General features: G+C 62.8%; 21 protein-coding genes and 1 tRNA gene. All 22 read left to right on the top strand.

The window, feature by feature from the left end; all coding sequences use genetic code 11:
- Position 1 precedes the first annotated feature (1 nt).
- Positions 2-790 carry an SDR family NAD(P)-dependent oxidoreductase gene (locus tag VPH40_RS17070; protein WP_328574022.1) on the top strand — a complete coding sequence of 263 codons (789 nt, stop codon included), beginning with the start codon at positions 2-4 and terminating at the stop codon, positions 788-790.
- Positions 791-803: 13 nt separating this feature from the next.
- Positions 804-1,307 carry a MarR family winged helix-turn-helix transcriptional regulator gene (locus VPH40_RS17065; RefSeq protein WP_289900027.1) on the top strand — a complete coding sequence of 168 codons (504 nt, stop codon included), beginning with the start codon at positions 804-806 and terminating at the stop codon, positions 1,305-1,307.
- 10 nt (positions 1,308-1,317) lie between these two features.
- Positions 1,318-2,172: an enoyl-CoA hydratase family protein gene (locus VPH40_RS17060; RefSeq protein WP_328574021.1), complete on the top strand. Its 855-nt coding sequence runs from the start codon at positions 1,318-1,320 to the stop codon at positions 2,170-2,172.
- A gap of 1 nt (position 2,173) precedes the next feature.
- Entirely contained in the window at positions 2,174-3,334 is a 1,161-nt protein-coding gene (locus tag VPH40_RS17055; protein ID WP_328574020.1) for an acyl-CoA dehydrogenase family protein, read from the top strand.
- A gap of 17 nt (positions 3,335-3,351) precedes the next feature.
- Positions 3,352-3,744 carry a RidA family protein gene (locus tag VPH40_RS17050; RefSeq protein ID WP_099665086.1) on the top strand — a complete coding sequence of 131 codons (393 nt, stop codon included), beginning with the start codon at positions 3,352-3,354 and terminating at the stop codon, positions 3,742-3,744.
- Positions 3,745-3,863: 119 nt separating this feature from the next.
- Positions 3,864-4,637 (top strand): PEP_CTERM-anchored TLD domain-containing protein, encoded by a 774-nt coding sequence (locus tag VPH40_RS17045; RefSeq protein WP_328574019.1) that lies wholly within the window; start codon positions 3,864-3,866, stop codon positions 4,635-4,637.
- A gap of 341 nt (positions 4,638-4,978) precedes the next feature.
- On the top strand, positions 4,979-6,346 hold the full coding sequence (locus tag VPH40_RS17040) for an MBOAT family O-acyltransferase (RefSeq protein ID WP_306558296.1): 1,368 nt from the start codon (positions 4,979-4,981) through the stop codon (positions 6,344-6,346).
- 8 nt (positions 6,347-6,354) lie between these two features.
- Positions 6,355-7,422 carry a hypothetical protein gene (locus tag VPH40_RS17035; protein ID WP_328574018.1) on the top strand — a complete coding sequence of 356 codons (1,068 nt, stop codon included), beginning with the start codon at positions 6,355-6,357 and terminating at the stop codon, positions 7,420-7,422.
- Positions 7,423-7,493: 71 nt separating this feature from the next.
- Positions 7,494-7,568 (top strand) — tRNA-Arg (locus tag VPH40_RS17030).
- 172 nt (positions 7,569-7,740) lie between these two features.
- A complete protein-coding gene (locus tag VPH40_RS17025; protein ID WP_077400945.1) occupies positions 7,741-9,633 on the top strand; it encodes an ATP-binding cassette domain-containing protein in 1,893 nt (630 codons plus the stop codon).
- A gap of 176 nt (positions 9,634-9,809) precedes the next feature.
- The gene (locus VPH40_RS17020) at positions 9,810-10,472 is read left to right on the top strand and encodes a CAAX prenyl protease-related protein (protein ID WP_328574017.1); all 663 of its coding nucleotides are present in this window, start codon (positions 9,810-9,812) and stop codon (positions 10,470-10,472) included.
- Positions 10,473-10,512: 40 nt separating this feature from the next.
- Entirely contained in the window at positions 10,513-11,751 is a 1,239-nt protein-coding gene (epsL, locus tag VPH40_RS17015) for an XrtB/PEP-CTERM-associated polysaccharide biosynthesis outer membrane protein EpsL (RefSeq protein WP_289918378.1), read from the top strand.
- A gap of 8 nt (positions 11,752-11,759) precedes the next feature.
- Positions 11,760-13,142, top strand: a complete 1,383-nt coding sequence (locus VPH40_RS17010) for an undecaprenyl-phosphate glucose phosphotransferase (protein ID WP_099665081.1) — start codon at positions 11,760-11,762, stop codon at positions 13,140-13,142.
- Between the two features lie 527 nt (positions 13,143-13,669).
- The gene (locus VPH40_RS17005; RefSeq protein WP_257218705.1) at positions 13,670-14,608 is read left to right on the top strand and encodes an EpsD family peptidyl-prolyl cis-trans isomerase; all 939 of its coding nucleotides are present in this window, start codon (positions 13,670-13,672) and stop codon (positions 14,606-14,608) included.
- Positions 14,609-14,664: 56 nt separating this feature from the next.
- Complete coding sequence (epsE, locus tag VPH40_RS17000; protein ID WP_328574016.1) at positions 14,665-15,453, top strand: polysaccharide export protein EpsE; 789 nt, start codon at positions 14,665-14,667, stop codon at positions 15,451-15,453.
- Between the two features lie 41 nt (positions 15,454-15,494).
- On the top strand, positions 15,495-16,892 hold the full coding sequence (epsF, locus tag VPH40_RS16995) for a chain length determinant protein EpsF (protein WP_077400960.1): 1,398 nt from the start codon (positions 15,495-15,497) through the stop codon (positions 16,890-16,892).
- Positions 16,893-16,905: 13 nt separating this feature from the next.
- Positions 16,906-17,784: a chain length determinant protein tyrosine kinase EpsG gene (epsG, locus tag VPH40_RS16990; protein ID WP_077409017.1), complete on the top strand. Its 879-nt coding sequence runs from the start codon at positions 16,906-16,908 to the stop codon at positions 17,782-17,784.
- A complete protein-coding gene (gene xrtB / locus VPH40_RS16985) occupies positions 17,784-18,692 on the top strand; it encodes an exosortase B (RefSeq protein ID WP_328574015.1) in 909 nt (302 codons plus the stop codon). Before epsG ends, xrtB begins: the two co-directional genes overlap by 1 nt.
- On the top strand, positions 18,689-19,375 hold the full coding sequence (gene epsI, locus VPH40_RS16980) for an exosortase-associated protein EpsI, B-type (protein WP_328574014.1): 687 nt from the start codon (positions 18,689-18,691) through the stop codon (positions 19,373-19,375). The genes xrtB and epsI overlap by 4 nt, the downstream gene beginning before the upstream one ends.
- 64 nt (positions 19,376-19,439) lie before the next feature.
- Positions 19,440-20,978 (top strand): lipopolysaccharide biosynthesis protein, encoded by a 1,539-nt coding sequence (locus tag VPH40_RS16975; protein ID WP_099665078.1) that lies wholly within the window; start codon positions 19,440-19,442, stop codon positions 20,976-20,978.
- Positions 20,971-22,389: an O-antigen ligase family protein gene (locus tag VPH40_RS16970; RefSeq protein ID WP_099665077.1), complete on the top strand. Its 1,419-nt coding sequence runs from the start codon at positions 20,971-20,973 to the stop codon at positions 22,387-22,389. The genes VPH40_RS16975 and VPH40_RS16970 overlap by 8 nt, the downstream gene beginning before the upstream one ends.
- Positions 22,389-23,333 (top strand): glycosyltransferase family 2 protein, encoded by a 945-nt coding sequence (locus VPH40_RS16965; RefSeq protein WP_328574013.1) that lies wholly within the window; start codon positions 22,389-22,391, stop codon positions 23,331-23,333. The genes VPH40_RS16970 and VPH40_RS16965 overlap by 1 nt, the downstream gene beginning before the upstream one ends.
- The last annotated feature ends 160 nt before the right edge of the window (positions 23,334-23,493 follow it).

Below are 23,493 nucleotides of genomic sequence, written 5' to 3'. Positions count from 1 at the left end.
CATGAAGACGCAAGCGATAATCGACAGGCACGCGCTGGTGACGGGCGCCGGCAGCGGCATCGGACTCGCTTGCGCGCGCGCCTTGCTCGATGCGGGCGCCCGCGTCACCCTGGCCGGGCGCGACGGCGCGCGGCTGGCGCGCGCGCGCATGCAGCTGGAAGAAGAGGGCCATGCGGGCAGGGTGGCCATCTGCGTGCTCGATGTGGCCGTGGAAGCGTCCGTGCAGGCGGGTTTCGCGCAGGCCGCCGCGCATTTCGGCCGCATCGATATCTTGATCAATAACGCGGGCCAGGCGCATGCGGCGCCTTTCGGCAAGACGGATACCGCCATCTGGCAGCAGATGCTGGCCGTGAACCTGACGGGCGTGTTCCACTGCTGCCAGGCGGCCATGCCGGCCATGCTGGAAGCGGGCTGGGGGCGCATCGTCAACGTGGCGTCGACGGCGGGCTTGAAAGGCTATCGCTACGTCAGCGCCTATGTCGCCGCCAAGCATGGCGTGATCGGCCTGACGCGCGCGCTGGCGCTGGAAGTGGCGTCGCGCGGCGTCACCGTCAATGCCGTCTGCCCCGGCTACACGGAAACGGACATGGTGGCGCAGGCCGTGCAAAACATCGTGCGCAAGACGGGGCGCGGCGAAGACGCGGCGCGCGCGGAACTGGCGGCCGGCAATCCGCAGCAGCGGCTGGTGCAGCCACGGGAAGTGGCCGATGCGGTGGCGTGGCTCTGCCTGCCCGCGTCGGCCGCCATGAATGGACAATCGATCGCCGTCGCCGGCGGCGAAGTCATGTAACGGAATGAAGACCATGGATAAAGAAACCGAGAACGTACCGGAAGAACCCGTGCTGGACCTGGCGAGCCGGCTGACGCAGGACCACCACCAGTCGCTCAAGCTGTGGCTGCGCATGCTCTCGTGCACGGTCAAGATTGAAAACGAGGTGCGCACGCGCCTGCGCGCCACCTTCGGCATCACCTTGCCCCGCTTCGACTTGATGGCGCAGCTGGAACGCTTTCCCGAAGGTTTACGCATGGGCGAACTGTCCAAACGCATGATGGTCACTGGCGGCAATATCACGGGCATCACCGACCAGCTGGAGCAGGAAAAACTGGTGGCGCGCGTGGTCGATCCGAAGGACCGCCGCTCGTACAGCGTCAAGCTGACGCCGGCGGGCCGGCGCGCGTTCGACGAAATGGCGCGCGTGCACGAAGGCTGGATCGCCGAACTGCTGCACGGCGTGACGCCGGACGACAAAACCCGATTGATCGACCTGCTGTCGCACATGAAGCAGCAGTTGAATAACACCCCCTAAAGGACTGAGCATGCGCCATCTACCCGGCCAGCCGCAAGACCTGCCAGGCAACCGCGCCAGCCTGGCCGGCTACGCCGCGCGGCATTTCCTGTTTTCCGTCGACGCAGGCGTCGCCACATTGACCTTGCACCGGCCCGAGCGCAAGAATCCGCTCACCTTCGATTCGTATGCGGAGCTGCGCGAGCTGTTCCGCGCGCTGGCGCATGCGGACGACGTCAAGGCCGTGGTCATCACGGGCAGCGGCGACAATTTCTGTTCGGGCGGCGACGTGCACGACATCATCGGCCCCCTGACGCAGCTCGACATGCCCGGCCTGCTGGCATTTACCCGCATGACGGGCGACGTGGTGAAAGCCATGCGCGCCTGTCCGCAACCCATCGTCGCCGCCATCGACGGCATTTGCGCGGGCGCTGGCGCCATGCTGGCGCTGGCCTCCGATATCCGCATCGGCACGGCGCGCAGCAAGACGGCCTTTTTGTTTACCCGCGTGGGCCTGGCCGGCTGCGACATGGGCGCCTGCGCCTTGCTGCCGCGCGTGATCGGTCAGGGCCGCGCCGCAGAATTGCTGTACACGGGGCGCTCCCTGCCTGGAAGCGAGGCCGAGCGCTGGGGTTGGCTCAACCGCCTGGTCGAACCCGGGGAGCTGGCCGAGGCGGCGCAGCTGTTCGCCGCCGGCCTGGCCAGCGGCCCCACCTTCGCGCACGGCATGACGAAAAAAATGCTGCAGCAGGAGTGGAACATGGGCGTCGATGAAGCCATCGAGGCGGAAGCGCAGGCGCAGGCCATTTGCATGGCCACCAACGATTTCCACCGCGCCTATCACGCCTTCGTGGCGAAAGAAAAACCGCAATTCGAGGGCGACTGACATGAGCAGAACGCGTGATACGACTTACCTGGACTGGCCGTTTTTCGAAGCGCGGCATGCCGAACTTGAACGCGAACTCGATGCCTGGGCCGCGCAGCACCTGCAGGAAGCCCATGGCGCCGATGTCGATGCCGCCTGCCGCGCGCTGGTGGCGCAACTGGGGCAGGGCGGCTGGCTGACATACGCCACCGGCACCGATGGCAAGATCGACACGCGCGCCATTTGCCTGATGCGCGAAACCCTGGCGCGCCACGACGGCCTGGCCGATTTCGCCTTCGCCATGCAGGGACTCGGTTCCGGCGCCATCGGCCTGTTCGGCAGCGCCGACAACAAGGCGCGCTATCTGCCGGACGTGGCCAGCGGCAAGCGCATCGCCGCCTTTGCCCTGTCCGAGCCGCAGGCCGGCTCCGACGTGGCGGCCATGGCGTGCGCGGCGCGCCGCGATGGCGACGACTACGTGCTCGATGGCGAAAAGACGTGGATCTCGAACGGCGGCATCGCCGATTTTTACGTGGTGTTCGCCCGCACGGGCGAGGCGCCGGGCGCGCGCGGCATCAGCGCCTTCATCGTCGACGCGGACAATCCCGGCCTGGAAATCGCCGAGCGCATCGCGGTGATCGCGCCGCACCCGCTGGCGCGCCTGCGTTTCAATGCCTGCCGCGTGCCCGCCACGCAGCGCCTGGGCGAGGCGGGACAGGGTTTCAAGGTGGCGATGGCCACGCTGGACGTGTTCCGCACGTCGGTGGCCGCCGCCGCGCTGGGCTTTGCGCGGCGCGCCTTTGACGAGGCGCTGCGCCACGCCATGGCGCGCCAGATGTTCGGCCAGACCCTGGCGGACTTCCAGCTGACGCAGGCAAAATTAGCGCAGATGGCCACCGGCATCGAGGCGGCTGCCTTGCTGACCTACCGCGCCGCCTGGCAGCGCGACCAGGGCCGCAAGGTGACGAAGGAAGCGGCCATGGCCAAGCTGACGGCCACGGAAACGGCGCAGCAGGTGATCGACGCGGCCGTGCAGCTGTTCGGCGGCATGGGCGTGGTCAGCGATCATCCGGTCGAGCGCCTGTACCGTGAAATCCGCGCCTTGCGCATCTACGAGGGCGCCAGCGAAGTACAGCAATTGATCATCGCGCGCGAACTGCTGCGCGAGGCGGGACATGTATGAATAACCAGGAGAACGCAATGCAAGTGCTGCAACCACCGGGATGGGCCAGGCCGCGCGGCTATGCAAATGGCGTAGCCGCCAGCGGACGCACGGTGTACGTCAGCGGCATGATAGGCTGGGATGCGCAGGGCCGGTTCCATACGGACGATTTTGCGGGGCAGGTACGCCAGGCCTTGCAGAATATCGTCGCCGTGCTGGCGGAGGCGGGCGCCTTGCCCGAGCATATCGTGCGCATGAACTGGTATGTGCTCGACAAGAAGGAGTATGTGGCGGCGTATCCGCAAATCGGCGTGGCGTACCGCGAGCTGATCGGCAAGCACTTTCCTGCCATGACGGCCGTGCAGGTGGCCGGCCTGATCGAGGATCGCGCCAGGGTGGAAATCGAGGTGACGGCCGTGCTGCCGCCATGATGGCTGCAATAAACTATTGCCTTAACTGCATTTCAATTGAAATAAATTAATGCAATTAATATATCACCCTGTGCTATATTGATATGCCGAAAATTCGCGGCATATATACAGGGGGAGCGATGCAACAACAAATCATGCTGAAAATCAAGGCGGTGCGGCCCGTCACCTTGCTCGCCGGTGCCTTGCTGTGCATCGGCAGCGTTCCTGTCGCCTCGGCGCAATCCTTGCTCAACGGCGCGCAGGAAGCACAGCTGTCCGCATGGCTGGGCGAAGGGCCGCTGGCGCTGACGGCCATCTACACGAAGTCGGCGGGCGACACCTCGCGCGACTTCCACCTGGCCGCCGACGGCAAGGGACGCACGTTTTCCGTGATGCAGGCGAGCAACGCCGCCGGCCAGACCTGGCTGGTGGGCGGCTACAACCCGCAAAGCTGGAATTCGTCGGGTACCTACAACATGACGCCGGAAGACCGCGACCGCACGGCCTTCATCTTCAACCTGACGTCGGGCCAGTATTTCCGGCAGACGCCGAAAACCTATGCGCTGGACTCGGTGGGGGCGTATCAAACCTTCAATGATATCGACGCCGGCCCCACGTTCGGCATCGGCGCCGACCTGGGCATGTCGGCGGACCTGAGCACCAATGGCATTTCTTCGCGCTACTCGTACATCGACCCGGTCAATGGCATCTTTGGCGCAAGCTTGCTCGATGGCGCGCCGTATGGCTCCTATCCGAACGTCACGTTTGGCGCCATGCAAGTATTTAGCGTCAGCGCCGTGCCCGAGCCCGCGATGTTGCAACTCATGCTGGCCGGCTTGTTGCTGGTTGGTGCAGGCGTCGCGCGGCGCAGGAAATTCAGCGTGCCGCCGTTTGCCACCATGGGTATCAAATAAGGCAGGACGCTGGTACGGGTTCGGCAGCGTGGCGGGAAATGGTGTGCAGGAATGGCTGACGGCGACGGCGCGCCTGATCGTGGCAGTCCGGGCGCATGCCCGCACGTTGTGCGGGCAAGAGTTCGTCTCGTCACCATGTTCAGAATAATAATAAACAAAACTCAGCGTTAAAAGCATAAACTTGCCATTGCTGGCTGCCAACGCGTTACGTATAAGCAACTTTATGGAATTGCACCGTGTTATTTAATTCATTTCCGTTCTTTCTGGTGTTCTTGCCGTTGGCGTTGCTGGGATACTTTCTCCTGTCAAAATACTCGCTGCGGCTATCCATAATTTTCCTGTTGCTGGCCTCGCTTGCATTCTATAGCTACTGGGATGTCGCCTACCTGCCGCTGCTGCTGCTGTCAATCTGCTGCAACTTCAGCATTGGCCGAGTCGTTTCGAAACGCCAAGAGACGGGCCGCAAGCGCGAGGCAAAGCACTGGCTGTGGCTCGGACTCGCCTTCAATTTGTCGCTGCTGGTGTTTTTCAAGTATTTTGATTTTTTTATCAGCAATATTGCCACCCTGACGGGGGCGACATTCCAGCCGCTGGGGATTACCCTGCCGATCGGCATCTCGTTTTTCACCTTCACGCAAATCGCCTACCTGGTCGATTGCCACGCGGGCAAAGTCAAGGATTACCAGCCGGAAAGCTATGGTTTGTTCGTCACCTACTTTCCGCACCTGATCGCCGGTCCGATTTTGCATCACAAGGAGATGATGCCGCAGTTCGTGCAGGCCGAATCGCATGTCTTCAGCCGCGGGCGCCTGATCGTCGGCCTAGCATTCTTCACGATTGGCCTGTTCAAGAAAGTCATCTTGGCCGATGGCATCGCGCGCTACGTCGCACCCGTCTTCGACCTCCATCACGCCCATTTGAGCATGCTGGAGGCATGGGCCGGTGCGCTGGCCTATACGTTCCAGCTGTATTTCGACTTTTCGGCCTATTGCGACATGGCGTATGGCTTGTCCTATATGTTCGGCATTATCTTGCCGATTAACTTTCTCTCGCCATACAAGGCGACCTCCATCATCGATTTCTGGCGCCGCTGGCACATCACGCTGTCCAATTTCCTGCGCGATTATCTGTATATCCCCCTGGGCGGGAACCGCAAGGGCGGATTCTTGCGTTACCGCAACCTCCTGATCACGATGCTGCTGGGCGGACTGTGGCACGGCGCCAACTGGACCTTTGTGGTCTGGGGCTGCTTGCACGGCGCTTATCTGATCGTCAACCATGCCTTGCGCCATCTGCTGGGCCAGCGCAGCAACCTGGCGATACGGGCCGGCGGCGCACTGGCGACTTTTTTTGCCGTGGTGCTGGCCTGGGTGTTTTTTCGCGCCAGTTCCCTCGAGGTGGCGCTGGACGTGCTGCAAGCCATGGGCGGCGGCACGCTGACGCCCGCCATGCGGGAAAGCATGCTGGGCGTGAACCGCATCATGCAGCTGAGTTCCTGCCTGTGGTGGCTGGGCGTCTGCGCCGCCATCGTTTTCTTCCTGCCGAATGTGTATGAGCTGCTGGGGCGAGGCTTGCGCCTGTCGACGGAGCAGCGCCTGGACAGTGGCCGGGGCAGCGTCTTGCTGGGGGCCATGTTGATGCTTTGCCTGGTCTTGCTGGCAATTAGCGAGACGCGTGGCGTTTCTGAATTCTTGTACTTTAATTTCTGACAAATCATATGCGCTCCATATTTGCGATAGGCCTGGGTGTGCTGGTCACGGCACTGGCGTTGGAAGCGTTCCTGCAATGCATGCCGGTGGTGTCCGGATTGCGCATGGAGCAGAGCAGCGAGCAGCGCCCGTATGCCCGTTATCTGCCGCAGCAGGACTACGTGTATTCGCATGGCTGGGCCCTGGCGAATGCCCGGCATGGCCGCACGAATCGGCAGGGCTTTACCAATTCCCCCGATTTCAAGGATGGCGCGGCCGTGCTTGTCATCGGCGACAGCTTTATCGAAAGCCTGATGCTCGAGTATCCGGAAACCCTGCAAGGCCGGCTGAGTCAAGCCCTGGGCGGCGGCGTGTATGCCGCCTCTGCCTCGGGCAACGGCTTTGCCGACGCGCTGGAAGTGTTCCGTCATACGCGTGCACAGCTGCATCCGCGCACGGTGGTGATGTTCGTCGAGCCGATGGACATGCAGGACATCCTGGCGCCGGCGCAGCGGGGCCATAGCATGTTTGTCAGCGAAGGGAACGATATCAGGATGGTGCATGTTCCCTATGTCGAGTCCAAGGCCAAGCGGCTGGTCGCCTATTCGGCCCTGGCCCGTTATATTTATTACAACTTGAAATTTCCTGACTGGTTGATGAGCCAGTTGCGCCGCAGTCCTCCTGCCGCGGCGCAGGCGCCGGCCGCCAGCGCACCTGATGCACGCCGCGCCGCTGCGCTCGAGTACTACATGACGCAATTGCGCGCGCTGGGCGGCGTTGGCGATACGCGATTTATCTTCCTGGTCGACGCGGACCGGAACATGCTGTACGCGCCGCAGAAGGCAGTACCCAACTGGAAAGCGGGCGATCGCGCATTTTTCATCCAGACGGCCCTGCGACACGGCCATCAGGTGGTGGACATGCAGCCGGTATTCGCGCGCCATTGGGCGCAACAGCGCGAGCGCATGGATTTTCTGCCGATGGATGGTCACTGGAACCCGGTGGCGCACGATCTGGCGGCGCAGCAAATCCTGCCTTTGTTGCCTTCGGCATCGCCTGCGTTGCCGGCGCCATTGCGCCAGGTGGCAGGGCACTGAGGCTCCGGCTCCACGCACGCGCTGCCGGACTGTCAATGGCCGGAACTAGCCTGTATAATGCCGCTGCGCGTGTCGCCATCGTACAATGGATAGTACAAGGTCCTCCTAAGACTTAAATGCAGGTTCGATTCCTGCTGGCGACACCACGTTTCCACGCAACGCGCGTCGGCAGCCTGTGATCATCCAGGCGGTAATTACTGGTCGATGGCGATTGAAGTCCGAGTTATCGGTACAATGCGTGCTTCATTCATCCAATCGGCGGCTGTTTTGCACACCACGCGGTGTGCGCGAGACGGCGCCCGAGCACTCTTACTCATTATGGCTGTCATTTCTCTTTCATCGGCGCAACTTGCGTTCGGTCACGTCGCGCTGCTCGATCACGCGGAATTTTCACTGGAAACCTCGGAGCGGGTCGGCTTGATCGGCCGCAACGGCACGGGTAAATCGTCGCTGTTGAAGGTTATTTCGGGCAAGTTCAAGCTCGATGACGGCTTGTTGGTAATGCAACAAGGCATCAAGATCGCGTATGTGGAGCAGGAACCGCAATTCGACCCGGAAATGTCCGTGTTCGACGCCGTCGCGTCCGGCATGGGCGAATCGCAGGCGTGGCTGAAGGAATACGATGCGTTGACGGGCCAGTTTGGCCAGGGCAATGACGACGAACTGATGGAACGCATGCACGACATCCAGGTCAAACTCGATGCGGCCGATGCGTGGAGCTTGCCGAACAAGGTGGAAACCGTACTCGACCGCCTGAACCTGACGGGCGACATGGCCATGAAAACCCTGTCCGGCGGGATGCAGAAGCGCGTGGCCCTGGCGCGCGCGCTGGTGTCGGCGCCCGACGTGCTGCTGCTCGATGAGCCTACCAACCATCTGGACTTCAGTTCCATCCTGTGGCTGGAAGGCTTGTTGCGCGACTTCAAGGGCAGCGTGCTGTTCATTACCCATGACCGCTCCTTCCTCGACAACGTTGCCACGCGCATCATCGAACTCGACCGCGGTCGTTTGCTGTCGTATCCGGGCAACTTCACGGCGTATCAAGTGCGCAAGGCGGAGCAGCTGGAAATCGAAGAAGTGGAAAACGCCAAGTTCGACAAGTTCCTGGCGCAGGAAGAAGTGTGGATACGCAAGGGCGTCAAGGCCCGCCGCGTGCGCGACGAAGGCCGCGTGCGCCGCCTGGAAGCGCTGCGCCTGACGCGCAATGCGCGCCGCGAACAGCAGGGACAAGTCAAGCTGGACGTCTCGGCCGGCGAACGCTCGGGCAAGATCGTGGCGGACCTGGAAAACGTCTCGAAGATCTATGGCGACAAGGTCATTGTCAAGGATTTCAGCGCCACCATCTTGCGCGGCGACAAGGTCGGCCTGATCGGCGCCAACGGCGCCGGCAAGACCACCCTGCTGAAGATGATCCTCGGCGAAGAGCAGTCGGACACGGGCACCATCCGCCTGGGTACCAAGCTGCAAGTGGCGTATTTCGACCAGATGCGCACGCAGCTGAACGAAGAGGCGAACCTGATGGAAACCATCGCGCCGGGCAGCGACTGGGTCGAGATCAACGGCCAGCGCCGCCACGTGATGACGTACTTGAACGACTTCCTGTTCGCGCCGGAACGTGCCCGTTCGCCCGTCAAGTCGCTGTCCGGTGGCGAGCGCAACCGTTTGCTGCTGGCGCGTCTGTTCGCCAAGCCGGCCAACGTGCTGGTGCTCGATGAACCGACCAATGACCTGGATATCGATACCCTGGAATTGCTGGAAGAGTTGCTGGAAGAATACACGGGCACCGTCTTCCTCGTCAGCCATGACCGCACCTTCCTCGACAATGTGGTCACGCAGGTGATCGTCGCCGAAGGCGAGGGCAAGTGGCGCGAATTCGTCGGCGGCTACACGGACTGGGAGCGCGTGCGCACCTTGCCGATCGCCACGGCGCCAGCCAGCAAGCCGGCCGTGAAGGTCGAGGCTGCCGCGCCGGCCGCCAAGCAGAAAAAGCTCAGCTACAAGGAACAGCGCGAGCTGGAAGAGTTGCCGAAACTGATCGCCAAGCTGGAAGACGAGCAATCGGTGCTGGCCGCCGAACTGTCGCATCCGGACTTCTACAAGAAGACGCCAGCCGAAGGCAAGCGCCTGAATGCGCGCGTGGCCGAGATCGAAGGCGAACTGCTGGAAGCGCTGGAAAAGTGGGAGCAGATCGAGGCGCGCGCGAATAGCTGATGCTTTTTTGCATACCCTGTTGTAATTAAGTCAGGATTATTTGCCACGGCAACGGTTCTGCTTGATATAATTATATAATTATATTTATTACATCGGGGGATGCATGTTTGTCATGAAAAACATGCGCGCCGGACCACCGCGTCCGGCGCGCAGCTCCTCCTCCGATGCGTGGCAGCATGTTTGACCGCGCCGCCTTGCCCCGGGTAGCGCCATTCCTGGCCTATCTCTCCTTCATTGCCATTGCCGACATGCTCGGCCGCCTGGACGTTGCCGCGCAGGACTTGCGCTGGCTGTATGTCGTCAAGATCGGCGTCGTGCTGGGCTTGTTGTTGTACTGGCGCCGCAGTTACACGGAATTGCGGTGGACGCCGTTGGGCGCGCGTGCCATTCTCGGGGCGCTGGCAGGCGGTGTTGTTGTTTTTTTGCTGTGGATCAATCTCGACGCCAGCTGGATGAGCATCGGCAAGCCGGACGGTTTCGACCCCCGCACCGATGGTCGCATCGAGTGGAGCCTGGTGGTGCTGCGCATCGCCGGCGCGGCGCTGGTGGTGCCCGTGATGGAAGAGCTGTTCTGGCGCTCCTTCCTGCTGCGCTGGATCGACAAGCCGGACTTTTTGCGGGCCGATCCGCGCCTGGCCAGCGCCAAGGCCTTCGCCATTAGCGTGTTGCTGTTTGGCTTTGAGCATAATTTATGGCTGGCCGGCATGGTGGCCGGTGCGGTCTATAGTTTGTTGTACATGCGTAGCCAGTCCCTGTGGTCGCCCATCCTCGCGCACGGCGTGACGAACGGCGTGCTGGGCCTCTGGATTATTTCTGGTGGGCACTGGATTTACTGGTAGTATTGCCTATCAACTGTGTGATCTTTCAAAGACAAAATCCATGTTGAATTCCTTGCGTAAAAAAGCCGTTGCCGCCGCCTTCACGGCCAGCCCGCGTTTGCCGGTTGCGCTGTTACTCTTGGGCACCCTGGCCAGCGGCGCCGCCGTGGCCGATATCAGCGACACCATCAAGCCTTTCGTTGCCACGTCCTATTCGTACGACGACAACCTGATGCGCCTGCCGGACGATGTGCGGGGTTTTTCCGGCCCCCGTTCGGATACGTCGAGGATGCTGCAGGCGGGCTTCCTGTTCAACCGTCCCATCGGCCGCCAGATACTGACGGGCCAGGCCAAGTGGTCGAAGGTGAGCTTCAACCGCTTCAGCCAGTTCGACTACGATGGCAAGGATTACCTGGCCGACCTGGAATGGCACATCGCCAACCACCTGGAAGGCCATGTGGGCGCCAGTTATTCGCAGACCCTGACGCCGTTCAGCGACTTCCAGAGCTCGGTACGCAATCTGCGCACGCAGCGCCGCGAGTACGTGAATGGCGCGTGGCGCTTCCACCCCAGCTGGCGCGTGCGCGGCGGCCTGTCGCGCGACCGTTACTCGTATGACTTGCCGTCGCAGGCGTTTTCCAACTGGGTGGAAGACGCGACGGAATTTGGCGTTGACTACCTGGCGCGCAGCAACAGCCGCGTCGGTGTGCAGCTGCGCCACCTGAATGGCAAGTATCCGAACCGCGGCGCGTTCGACGCCAGTGTGTACGGCAACGGCTATAGCCAGGACGAGATCAAGGCCAATGTCTTGTGGGATTTCAGCGATATCACGCAGATGGAATTTCTCGGTGGCTGGGTGCGCCACCGCAACAACTTGCTGTCCGGGCGCGATACCAGCGGCACGAATGGCCGGCTGAGCGTGTACTGGAAGCCGTTGGGCAAGGTGAATTTCACGGGCATCGTCTGGCGCGAATTCGGTTCCGTCGACAATTCGCTGGTGACGAGCAGCCTGAACACGGGCGCCAGCCTGGGCGCGACCTGGACGGCCACGTCGAAGGTGCGCGTGGATGCGCAGCTGCGCCAGGAACGGCGCGATTTCGAGGCCGTCAGCGGCCTGGTGCTGCCCGGCGACGGGCGCGACACCACGCGCACGGCTTCGCTGGGCGCGACGTATGCGCCGCACCGGAAAATCCAGCTTGGCGTGCGCGTGTTCCACGAGCGGCGCGAAGGCGTCGCCATCATCGATAGCGGCAGCTACCGGGCCAAGGGCATTTCCTTCAATGGCAGCGTACAGTTTTAAAGATCAACATGACTGTCAATGATATACCCCTGATTTCGTTTTTCCAGCGCGTCCTCGACCCGATCATCATCATGGGCTTGCTGTACCTGATGACGGTGTTGTCGGGTTCGACCTTCACCGGCTATACGCTGGTGCTGATGATACTGGCCGTCTTCATTTCATCGACGGTCTACCAGCATGTCGACCCCTACCGTACTTGGCGCAGCGGCCGCATGCTGGCGTATGCGCGCGATATCCTCGTCGGCTGGACCATCGTCGCGCTGATCCTCACCTTCCTGGGCTCGGCCACGGGCCTGGCCTATCATTTCGATACCGAAGTGGTGCTGGCCTGGTTTGTCCTCACGCCCTTCGTGCTGCTGGCCGGGCACCTGGCCGGGCGCAGGTTCAGCCTGCGCCCGGACGGCGACAGCGAAGTGCGCTCGGTGGTCATCATCGGCGCCAACGACGCCAGCCTGAAGTTTGCCGCCACCGTCGAGCGCAATGCCAACCTGTTCATGCACGTGCACGGCTTTTTCGATGACCGCACGGACGACCGCTGGCCGGAAAAGATGCGCGAACCCATGCTGGGGCGCATGGATGATATCGCCTCCTATGTGCGCGAACACAACATCAAGATGATCTTCATCAGCCAGCCGATTTCGGCCCAGCCGCGCATCCGCAAGATGCTCGACGAGCTCGAAGATACGACGGCTTCCGTGTATTTCCTGCCGGATATTTATATCTTCGACCTGATGCAGGCGCGTTTCGACAACGTGGGCGGCATGCCCGTCATCGCCATCCGCGAATCGCCGTTCACGGGCTTTAACAGCATGGTCAAGCGGGGCAGCGATATCGTGCTGGGGCTGATGATCCAGATCCTGCTGCTGCCGGTGATGCTGGTCATTGCCATCGCCGTCAAGACCACTTCGAAAGGCCCCGTGATTTTCCGCCAGCGCCGCTATGGCCTGTATGGCGAGGAAATCGTCGTCTACAAATTCCGCTCCATGACGGTGGGCGAAGATGGCGACACGGTGGTGCAGGCCACCAAGAACGACCAGCGCGTGACGCGCGTCGGCGCCTTCCTGCGCCGCAGCTCGCTCGACGAGCTGCCGCAATTCCTCAACGTCCTGCAGGGCCGCATGAGCATCGTCGGACCGCGCCCCCATGCCGTCGTGCACAACGAGCAGTACCGCAAGCTGATCAAGGGCTACATGCTGCGCCACAAGGTCAAGCCCGGCATTACGGGCTGGGCCCAGGTCAACGGTTTGCGGGGCGAGACGGAAACGCTCGACAAGATGGAGGCGCGCATCCATTTCGACCTCGATTACCTGCGCAACTGGTCGCTGTGGTTGGATCTGTGGATTATCGCGCGCACGGTCAAAGTGGTGCTGGCGCGCGAGAACGCCCATTGAGCGTCAGTATGCTGCCCGCAGGAAAAAATAGCGTTTGAATATACTTTGCACGGAGTCAATACGCGTTAAAATGGAGCATCTATAGAGCACCAGCGCATTACGCGACCACTCCGCGCTCACCTTGCCACGAGTCGTGCCGGCCATGCGCCAATACTTTCCTCTTGGAAAGGGTTCACGATGTGAGCAGTATCCGGCCTTGCCCCTGCCGGACGTGCGTCACCCTGACGGGAAGCCGTCCGGGACGGCACGCGCCAACTATCGATTTTAAAGTCGGTCTGAACCACGCAATACATAATTTTTTGCAATCAAGTAGACTGTGGAAATAGTTGTTTTTATATCTCATTAGTAGATTTTTAAGCAAATATTTTGCTTGTCGCCATGCATTATGTGTATTATGTTTACAATATTGTTAATTATTTGACGAATAACTATTTTTCGGGGCATCCGTGCAGTGCAGCCTGGCCATGGCCCGTTATACTGCGCCGGATTTTCCACCCCCGTCATACCTGTCATCCGAAGGAGCACGCTTGAATCATTTTATTCACTCCCGCCCCGCGCCACGTTTGTTGTGCGCCGCCCTGGTCCTGCTGGCCGCTGCTGGCCTGTCCGCTTGCGGCAACAAGGAAAAAAAGGCTGGCCAGGCGCTGGCCAGCGTGAACGGCGAAGAAATCACCGTCTTGCAGTTGAATGAAGAGTTGCAGCGCGCCGGCGTGCAGGCGCCGCAGCAGGCCGCGGCCAGCAAGCAGTTGCTCGAGTCGCTGATCGACCGCCAGTTGCTGCAGAACGAAGCGGCCAAGGAAAAGGTCGACCGCGATCCGAAAGTCATGCAGGCCATCGAGCGCGCCAAGGCGCTGATCGTTGCGCAGGCATACATGCAAAAGCGCATCGGCGCGGCCACCCGCCCGAGCAAGGCCGAAGTGGAAGAGTATTTCGCGAAAAATCCGCTGTTCTTCAGCCAGCGCAAGCAATTCGATCTGCGCGAGCTGGTCATCCCGACGGCGGCGCTGAACGATGAGCTCAAAGCCGTCATGGACCGCGCCAAGTCGCTGGAAGACGTGGCGCAATGGCTCGAGGAGCACAAGATCGCGTTCGGCCGCACCCAGGTGTCGCGCACCAGCGCCGACCTGGCGCCCGAACTGAGCAGCAAACTGCAATCGATGCCGAAGGGCCAACTGTTCATCGTGCGCGAAGGCGAGCGCAGCCTGCTCATCGCCCTGGCCGATATCAAGGACAGCCCGGTGGGCCTGGATGCGGCGGCGCCGCAAATCGAGCAATTCCTGGCCAACAAGAAGAACAAGGATGCGGCCGAAGCGGAACTGAAGCGTCTGCGCGCCAGCGCCAAGATCGAGTATTTCAACAAGGATGCAGCGGCTGCGGCCTCGGCTACGGCCAGCGCACCTGCAGCAGCGGCGCCGGCGAACAGCGCGCATGAAGCCAACGAGCGCGGTGTGGCGGGCTTGAAATAAGTGACTTATCGACAAGTAGTTAAACATCAGCAATCTACCAACGGGAATCTGTAATCATGAAACGACTCGCAAACTGGATGATGGCGGCCTTTCTGGCCCTCGCCGCAGGCATGGCCGGTGCAGCCGATGTCCCCCTTGGGGCTGGTGACGTGCTGAAAATCTCCGTCTACGGCAACCCGGACCTGGGCCTGGAGACGCGCGTGAGCGAAGCGGGTGAAATCACCTTCCCGCTGGTGGGCGCGGTGGCCGTCGGCGGCCTGTCCACGTCGGCAGCGGAAAAGAAACTGGGTGGCCTGCTCGAGAGCGGCGGCTTCCTGCGCAAGGCGCAAGTCAACATCATCGTCACCAGCCTGCAAAGCCAGCAGGCGTCCGTGCTGGGGCAGGTCAACCGTCCGGGCCGCTACCCGGTGGAAGGCAAGCGCAGCGTGATGGACATGCTGGCCATGGCCGGCGGCGTCAGTCCTGACGGCGCCGACCAGATCACCGTGATCCGCAAGCGCGGCGGCAGTGCCACGCGCGACGTGGCCGACATTCTCGACATCGTGCGCAACGGCGACCTGAAGGGCGACATGGAGGTGGGCGGCAACGACATCATCTACGTGGAACGCGCGCCGCGCTTCTACATCTACGGCGAAGTCCAGCGTCCGGGCGCTTTCCGCCTGGAACGCAACATGACCGTGCTGCAAGCCCTGTCCGTGGGTGGCGGCCTGACCTTGCGCGGCACCGAACGGGGCGTGCGCGTCAAGCGCCGCAATGCGGAAGGCCAGATGGAAGTATTGTCGGTCAAGCATGACGACCTGCTGCGCGTCGACGATGTCGTGTATGTCCAGGAAAGCCTGTTCTAAGAGCGACTGGCTCCCTACCTTTTTGTATTGAAAGTTTCCAAATGAACCTCACCCAACTATTGCTGATCCTTCGGGCGCGCAAGAAGATTGTGCTGCTGACCTTGATGATCACCGTGGCGCTGGCGCTGGGCGTCAGCCTGGTGCTGCCGAAGACCTACAAGGCCACCAGCACCCTGCTGCTGAACTACAAGGGCGTCGATCCCTTGACGGGCATGACCATGCCGGGGCAGTTGCTGCCTGGCTACATGGCGACCCAGGTCGATATTATCGGCAGCAAGAATGTGGCCTTGCGCGTCGTCGACCAACTGGAACTGGCGCGCAGCCCCGCCGTGATCGCCCAGTTCAATGACGCGGCGCAAGGCAAGGGCACGGTGCGCGACTGGCTGGCCGACTTGCTGCTGAAGAAACTCGAAGTGATGCCGTCGCGCGAAAGCAGCGTGGTCGATGTCAGCTTCAAGGGCGCCGACCCGCAATTCGTCGCGGCCGTGTCGAACGCCTTTGCGGAACAGTATCAAAAGGTCAGCATCCAGCTGAAGGTCGACCCGATGCGCAAGGCGACGACGTACTTCGATGACCAGACCAAATTGCTGCGCGACAACGTTGAGCGCGCGCAAAGCCGCCTGTCGAAATACCAGCAGGATAATGGCATCGTCAGCGTCGACAACCGCCTCGATGTGGAATCGAACCGCTTGAACGACCTGTCGGCGCAACTGGTGCTGGCGCAGGGCCAGGCCATGGAAGCCAATTCGCGCCAGCGCATGGCGCAGGGCGGCAACCTGTCCGAATCGCCGGACGTCGCGTCGAATCCGCTGATCCAGAGCCTGAAGCTGGGCCTGGGCAATGCCGAGGGTAAATTGGCCGAACTGGGCCAGCGCCTGGACCGCAATCACCCGCAATACCAGAGCGCCAAGGCGGAAGTGGACAAGCTGCGCCGCGACCTGGCCGAGCAGACGCGCGCCACCTCGCAAAGCGTGGGCAACAATGCACAGATCCTGCAGCAGCGCGAAGGCGCGATCCGCGCCGCACTGGCGGCGCAAAAAGCCAAGGTGCTGGAACTGAACCGGACGCGCGATGAAATGGGCGTGCTGAGCAAGGATGTGGAAAGCGCCCAGCGCGCCTTCGACGTGACCTCGCAGCGCCTGTCGCAGACGCGCATCGAAGGCCAGGCGGAGCAGTCCGATATCGCCATGCTCAATCCGGCCACGGCGCCGATCGAGCCGGACAGCCCGAAGATTCTCCGCAACGTGCTGCTGTCGATCTTCCTCGGCCTCATGCTGGGCTGCGGCATCGCGCTGCTGGCCGAATTGCTGGACCGCCGTATCCGTTCCGACCAGGACCTGAGCGAAGTGCTGCAGATTCCCGTGTTCGGCGTGGTCGACTGGAAACCTAAACAGCGTCGCATGCGCGGCATGCTGCCGCGCCGTTTGCGCCTGAACTGAGATGGAACCTATCATGACTTCAAGTCCACACCTCCTCAATACCACTGCGCCGCTGGCGCGCGGCACCGATTCCAGCATTGGCGGCCTGTTGCTCGAATCGGGCAAGATCACGCCGGAAAACGCCGAACGCGTGCTGCGCATGCAAAAGGAACTGGGCATCCGCTTCGGCGAAGCGGCCTTGCGCCTGGGCCTGATCACGGAAGCCGATATCGAGCAAGTGCTGGCGCGCCAGTTCGACTACCCCTACCTGCAGCCGGGCGCCGGCAAGTATCCGCAGGAACTGGTGGCCGCCTACCAGCCTTTCAGCCACCAGGTGGAAACCCTGCGCGCCGTGCGCAGCCAGCTGATGCTGCGCTGGTTCGCCCGCGGCAGCAAGTCGCTGGTGGTGCTGGGCATGGAGCCGGGCGACGGCGCCAGCCTGTTCGCGGCCAACCTGGCCGTGGTGTTTTCCCAGCTGGGCGAGCACACCTTGCTGGTCGACGCCAACCTGCGCGCGCCGCGCCAGCAGGAAATCTTCGATCTGAAGACACGCCAGGGCCTGTCCGACGTGCTGGCCGGCCGCGCCGAACTCGATATCATCGCCAAGGTGGAATCGTTTGTCGCGCTGTCGGTGCTGTCCGCCGGCACCTTGCCGCCGAATCCGCAGGAACTGCTCAGCCGTACCTCCTTCGTCACGCTCAACAAGCAGCTGGAAAGCCGCTACGACGTGGTGCTGTACGACGTGCCGGCGTATGCCACCGGTTCCGATGCGCTGGCCGTGGCGGCGCGTGCGGGCGGCGTGCTGTTGGTGGCGCGCAAGAACAAGACGCCGATGGCGGAAGTGGCGGCCATGGCCGAGCAAATGACGCATAGCGGCGCCCAGGTGGTCGGTTCCGTGATGGTCGACTTTTGATGGCTGCGCCAGGCCACGCCATGCCGCCGGCGCAGGCCGGCCGCTCCGCCGTGCCGGACTGGCTGCCGCTGGCGCTGGGTTTCCTGGCCATGCTCGCGCCCAGCCTGGTCGGGCTGTTCCGCGGCATCTGGTCCACCGAAGAGCAGGCGCACGGTCCCATCATCCTGGCCCTGTCGCTGTGGTTGATCTACCGCAAATGGCCCGAGATGCTGGCGCAGAGCGCCGGCGCCCGTCCGGGCCGCGCCGGCTGGCCGCTGCTGGCCGTTTCGCTGCTGCTGTATGTGCTGGGCCGTTCGCAGCATATCCTGTCGCTGGAAATCCTCGCCCTGATCGGCACCGGCCTGTCCCTGCTGCTGCTCAAGCGCGGCTGGATTGCAGCGCGTATTCTGTGGTTTCCCTTCTTTTTCATGCTGTTCATGGTGCCGCTGCCGCTGCCGCTGGTGACGACCCTGACCATGCCGATGAAAATGGCGGTTTCGTATGTGACCGAACACCTGCTTTTCCTGGCCGGCTATCCGATCGCCCGCAATGGCGTGATCCTGCAGATCGGCCAGTACCAGCTGCTGGTGGCCGACGCCTGCGCCGGCTTGCAGACCCTGCTGACGCTTGAAGCGCTGGGCCTGTTCTACCTGAACCTGGTGCGGCATACCTCGCCGTTCCGCAACATCGTGCTGGCCCTGTTGATCGTGCCGATTTCCTTTACTGCCAATGTCATCCGCGTGATGGTGCTGACCCTGATCACGTATTACTTCGGCGACGCGGCCGGGCAGGGCTTCCTGCATGGCTTCGCCGGCATGGTGCTGTTCATTTCCGCGCTGCTGCTGATCCTCAGTGTCGACAGCTTGCTGCAGTGGATCGTGCGCAAGCGCCAGGCGGGCCGCGCACCAACCGTGGGAGCGTCGACATGAACGCTGCACTGCGCATGAATATGCTGCTGGGCGCCTTGCTGCTGGGCGCAGCCGTCCTCAGCCACGGCGTGGCGCCGGGCGTGAAGATGGCCGACCAGCGCCCGAGTTTTTCGCTGGAAGCGGCGATACCGCAAGCGTTCGGCGACTGGCGCGTCGACAGTTCCATCGTGCCGCTGCAGGTGGATCCGGAAACCCAGGAACGCCTGAACAAGATCTACAACCAGACCTTGTCGCGCACCTACATCAATGGGCACGGCGAACGGGTGATGCTGTCGATCGCGTACGGCGGCGACCAGAGCGACAACATGGGCGTGCACAAGCCGGAAGTGTGCTATGCGGCGCAGGGTTTCCAGGTCGAGCGCGACGAATACGGCGAGCTGGCCTCGGCCTACGGCAGCCTGCCCGTGAAGCGCTTGCTGGCCGTGAATGGCAACCGCAGCGAGCCCATCACGTACTGGATCACCATCGGCGACAAGATCAGCAAGGTGGGCATGCAGCAGCGCCTGGAGCAATTGCGCTATGGCCTGACGGGCACCGTGGCCGACGCCATGCTGTTCCGCGTGTCGAGCATCGATACGGATTTGCCGCGCGCCTACCGCTTGCAGGCCGATTTCGTCAACGGCTTGCTGGCCAGCATGCCGGTGGCGCAGCGCAGCCGCCTGATCGGCGCGCCGCCCGGATGAGGCATGGCTTGAACGATGACAAAGCGCCGGCGGGCGCGGCACGGCGTGGCGGACAGCGAGAATCATGAGCAGCGACATCAACAAGAAAAGCGTCAGCGCCGTCAAGTGGGCGGCGATGGGCACGGTCCTCATGTTTGGCCTGCAGCTGGTCACGCAAGTGGTGCTGGCGCGCCTGCTGGGGCCGGAAAACTACGGCTTGTTTGCGATGGGACTGATTGTGCTGACATTTAGCAACTTTCTGGCCGATTTCGGTTTTTCCTGGGGGCTGGTGCAAAACCGCACGCTCAGCGAGGAAGACGTGCGCTTCACGGTGACGTGGCAGGCGCTGACGGGCCTGGCGGCCATGAGCTTGCTGTTTTTCATGGCACCGTGGATCGCCGCGTACTTCAAGGAACCGCGCATCGCGCCCGTGATCGCCTGGATGAGCCTAACCTGCCTGCTGAATGCGCTGACGGCGCCGGGCAGCAGCCTGCTGCGGCGCGCCCTCGATTTCCGCTGGCTCAACATCATCCAGGTGATCAGCTACATCGTCGGCTACCTGCTGGTGGGCTTGCCGCTCGCGTATGCGGGCGCCGGCGTGTGGACCCTCGTGTGCGCCTGGCTGGGACAGGCATCCACGGCGCTGGTGCTGACGTATGCGCGCACGCGTTTCTCGCTCAAGCCGCTGCTGTGGTACGAGGGCGCGCGGCGCTCGACGAATGTGGGCGTGACGGTGTTCGTGACGAATCTGTGCAACTGGTGCCTGAACAATATGGACCGCGTGTTCCTGGGCCGCTTCCTGAATGCCCACGCGGTGGGCGTGTATGCGGTCGGCTACAACCTGGCCAATACGCCCAACTCGCTGTTCCTGAGCGCCTTGCAGCCGGCCTTCCTGGCCACGGGCGCCAAGCTGCAGGACGATCTGCCGCGCCTGCGCGACACGTATCTGTCGGTGCTGGCGACCATCTGGATCATCATCCTGCCCTTGTTCGTGCTGCTGGCGATGACGGCGCCGGACTTGATCGGCGTGTTGTACGGCAAGGTGTGGCAAGAATCGGGCATCGTGCTGAGCATCCTGGCGCTGGCCATGCCCGCGTACATCACGTGGGGCATGTCGACGCCGATCTTGTGGAATACGGGCGGCAAGCATCTGGAAAGCCTGCTGCAGCTGCCGCTGATCGTGCTGGCCGGTGCGGCGCTGGTGCTGTGGGCGGGGCATGGCGGGGCGGTGGTCGCCATGATCGCCGCCGGCACCTTGCTGGCGCGGGCGCTGGTGGTGGGCACGGTGGCGTGCCTGCGCCTGCAGGTGGGGCCGGGCGATCTGGCGCCGCTGGCCGCGCGCGGCCTGGCCATGGGCTTGCTGGCCGCCGCCGGCAGCTGGGGCGGCGCCATGTTGGGCAGCCTGGGCGGCAGTCATCCGCTGCCGGCATTCCTGGGCGGCGCGCTGTTCGGCGGCCTGACCCTGCTGCTGGCCGTGCTGGCCTGGCCTGAACTGCTGGGCACGCGCGCGGTGGGCATGCTTGCCCGCTTCAGCCCGCCGCTGCCGGCCAGGGTGGTCTCCTATTTGCGCGCCCGCTGTGGCGCGCGCGACAACTTACTGGATACGCGAGAACTACATGAGTGAAATACTGTTTGGCCTGTTTGCCGTGGTCGCCGCGCTGGTGGTGGTGTTCGTGATCGCCTTGAGCATCCATTGGGGCAGCAAGCGCGAGACGGGACTGGTGCCGTACGTGTTCTATCCGGTCTTCCTGTCGATCGCCGTGGCGGCCATCCTGTCGAACCGCGATGTCTCGGGCGATGAACTCCAGATGGGCATGCAGGCGCTGGCGCGGCATCCGGCCAGCTCCTGGTTTGGCCGGCTCACGTCCCTGTTCGTGATCTTTGCCTGCGGCGAGCGCATTCTGCACCGCCTGACTACGCGCGACAAGCTGCAGCCGATACCGATGCTGCTGTTCTGGGCGCTGTTCGTGTATTTCCTCAGCAATATCGTCAGTCCGGCCGTGCTGGGGCGCCATACCAATGTGTCGCATGAATACCTGTACATGTTCCTGGCCGGCTATGCGGCCTTGCTGATGACGCACAAGGAGGTCGACCTGAGCGTCATCTCGATGCGCAACGCCACCTTGCTGTTCCTGGTGCTCAGCGCAGCCGTGTTTGCCTGGAAGCCGAACATGGTCGTCAACCGGAATTACCACGGCCTGATTCCCTTCCTCAGCATCCGCTATACGGGCCTGGCCAATCACGCCAACAGCCTGGGACCGATGGTGGTGGTGTTCCTGTTGTGCCTGTGGCGCAAGCCCTATGGCTGGCGCCCGCTGAATTTGTTCGCCTGGGGCCTGGGCCTGGGCAGCCTGCTGCTGGCGCAATCGAAAACCAGCTGGATCGCCTGCTTCCTGTGCTTTGCCTGCGTCGCCTATTTCGGTTTCCGCGAACAGATCAAGGAGCGGCTGTTCGATTACCGCCGCCCGCAATTGTCGATCGTCGGCATCTTCTGCTTCATCCTGCTGTGTACGCTTGGCATGTTGTATGTGATGTTTGGCAATATCGATGCCAAGCTGGCGCACTTTGCCACCAGCAGCGAAGGCTCCGACTTGATCAGCTTGACGGGCCGCGACGTGATCTGGCAGGTGGCGCTGCAGGAATGGCACAAGAATCCCGTGTTCGGCTACGGCTTGCCGCTGTGGGATGACGCGTTCCGCATCAGCATCGGCATGCCATACGCCACCCATGCGCACAGCCAGTTTTACCAGAGCCTGGCCAGCGCCGGCACCATCGGCGCCATCGGCCTGGTGCTGTATGCCATGGCGCTGCTGTATGCGTGCGCGCGCACGGCGCGGGCCAGCCAGGGCTTGTCGATGGCCTTGTTCGTTCTCATCGCCATCCGCTCGATCAGCGAAGTGCCGCTGTCGCTGACGGGCTTTGCCGCCGAGGCGATGACGCATTTGCTGTTGCTCATTATCGTGACGGCGTATTTCCCGGTGGCCGACAAGCAGGCCGTCAGGGCGCGCAAGGTGCGCGTGCCGGGGATGGCTTGATGCTGTGCTCGGTCATAGTGCCCCTGTATAACAAGGGGCCGTATATCGAAGCGGCGCTGGCCTCGGTGCTGGCGCAAACCCATGCCGACTGGGAAGTGGTGGTGGTCGATGACGGCTCCAGCGATGATGGCGCGCAGCGCGTGCGGGCTTGCGCCGATGCGCGCGTGCGCCTCGTCAGCCAGGCCAATGGCGGCGTCTCGCGCGCGCGCAACCGCGGCATCCTCGAAGCGCGCGGCGACTTGATCTGTTTTCTCGATGCGGACGACTGGTATGGCCCCGTGTATCTGGAAACCATGGTGGGCATGGCGCGCGCCTATCCGTCCGGCTCGTTTTTCGCCTGCGGCTTCGAACGCATACCGGACAGCCGCGCCGCGGCGCTCAGCTACCAGGGCGCGGCCGTGCGCGAGACGCGCCTGCTCGACGACTTTTTCGAGCGGCGCCGCCGTGGCGGACCGTTTTTCTGCACGAATTCGGTGGCCATCCGGCGCAGCGACTTGTTGCCCTTGCAACCATGCTTCCCGGAAGGCGAGTCGGCTGGCGAGGACCAGGATCTGTGGTTCCGGCTGGCCGAGCGCCTGACCCTGGTGTTTACGCCGGCACAGCTGGTGGCCTACCGTGTCGAGGTGGCCGGCAGCCTGTGCGCGATCGAGTCGGCCGATGTGCTGGCGCCCACGTTCGAACGGCTGGAACGGCGCGCCCTGGCCTGGCCGGCGGCCAATCCGGCGCGCCGTTCCGCCTTGCGGCTGGTGTCCGATGCGCGCGTCAGCGTGGCGCGCGCGGCGCTGGCGCGGGGCCGCCGCGGCGAGGCGCTGGCCGGGCTGCGCCGCGCCGCCGGCGGCGGCATGTCGCGCCACTGGTGGGTGGCCCTGGCCTTGTCTTGTTTGCTGCCGACCCGGCTCGCCGTCAAATGGCAAATGTGGCGCGAAACGCACATTAATAGCTGAGCTGCAACTAATATTAATGTTCGGAAGAATACTTTAGGTATATGCTTACAGGTATTCGCAGTGCCTTCAGCAGTGTCTTCGCCTTTTGCCCGATTTTGTACGGCGGGCCGTCCTGTGTCTCGCAAGCAGCCTCGACAGGAGGCGTATGATATGCCCCACG

It is taken from the genome of Janthinobacterium sp. P210005, from assembly GCF_036231865.1.
Taxonomy (GTDB): domain Bacteria; phylum Pseudomonadota; class Gammaproteobacteria; order Burkholderiales; family Burkholderiaceae_D; genus Janthinobacterium; species Janthinobacterium kumbetense.
This window is presented reverse-complemented; position numbering and strand designations above follow the sequence as displayed.

Bases quoted from the DNA above. Each gene is read 5' to 3' on its own strand.
- VPH40_RS17035 (WP_328574018.1), top strand. From the start codon at position 6,355: ATGCGCTCCATATTTGCGATAGGCCTGGGTGTGCTGGTCACGGCACTG.
- epsI (WP_328574014.1), top strand. From the start codon at position 18,689: ATGAACGCTGCACTGCGCATGAATATGCTGCTGGGCGCCTTGCTGCTG.
- VPH40_RS16965 (WP_328574013.1), top strand. From the start codon at position 22,389: ATGCTGTGCTCGGTCATAGTGCCCCTGTATAACAAGGGGCCGTATATC.
- epsG (WP_077409017.1), top strand. From the start codon at position 16,906: ATGACTTCAAGTCCACACCTCCTCAATACCACTGCGCCGCTGGCGCGC.
- VPH40_RS17060 (WP_328574021.1), top strand. From the start codon at position 1,318: ATGCGCCATCTACCCGGCCAGCCGCAAGACCTGCCAGGCAACCGCGCC.
- VPH40_RS17055 (WP_328574020.1), top strand. From the start codon at position 2,174: ATGAGCAGAACGCGTGATACGACTTACCTGGACTGGCCGTTTTTCGAA.
- VPH40_RS17070 (WP_328574022.1), top strand. From the start codon at position 2: ATGAAGACGCAAGCGATAATCGACAGGCACGCGCTGGTGACGGGCGCC.
- VPH40_RS17020 (WP_328574017.1), top strand. From the start codon at position 9,810: ATGTTTGACCGCGCCGCCTTGCCCCGGGTAGCGCCATTCCTGGCCTAT.
- VPH40_RS16970 (WP_099665077.1), top strand. From the start codon at position 20,971: ATGAGTGAAATACTGTTTGGCCTGTTTGCCGTGGTCGCCGCGCTGGTG.
- VPH40_RS17010 (WP_099665081.1), top strand. From the start codon at position 11,760: ATGACTGTCAATGATATACCCCTGATTTCGTTTTTCCAGCGCGTCCTC.
- VPH40_RS16975 (WP_099665078.1), top strand. From the start codon at position 19,440: ATGAGCAGCGACATCAACAAGAAAAGCGTCAGCGCCGTCAAGTGGGCG.
- VPH40_RS17050 (WP_099665086.1), top strand. From the start codon at position 3,352: ATGCAAGTGCTGCAACCACCGGGATGGGCCAGGCCGCGCGGCTATGCA.
- VPH40_RS17065 (WP_289900027.1), top strand. From the start codon at position 804: ATGGATAAAGAAACCGAGAACGTACCGGAAGAACCCGTGCTGGACCTG.
- epsL (WP_289918378.1), top strand. From the start codon at position 10,513: ATGTTGAATTCCTTGCGTAAAAAAGCCGTTGCCGCCGCCTTCACGGCC.
- xrtB (WP_328574015.1), top strand. From the start codon at position 17,784: ATGGCTGCGCCAGGCCACGCCATGCCGCCGGCGCAGGCCGGCCGCTCC.
- epsE (WP_328574016.1), top strand. From the start codon at position 14,665: ATGAAACGACTCGCAAACTGGATGATGGCGGCCTTTCTGGCCCTCGCC.
- VPH40_RS17025 (WP_077400945.1), top strand. From the start codon at position 7,741: ATGGCTGTCATTTCTCTTTCATCGGCGCAACTTGCGTTCGGTCACGTC.
- epsF (WP_077400960.1), top strand. From the start codon at position 15,495: ATGAACCTCACCCAACTATTGCTGATCCTTCGGGCGCGCAAGAAGATT.
- VPH40_RS17045 (WP_328574019.1), top strand. From the start codon at position 3,864: ATGCAACAACAAATCATGCTGAAAATCAAGGCGGTGCGGCCCGTCACC.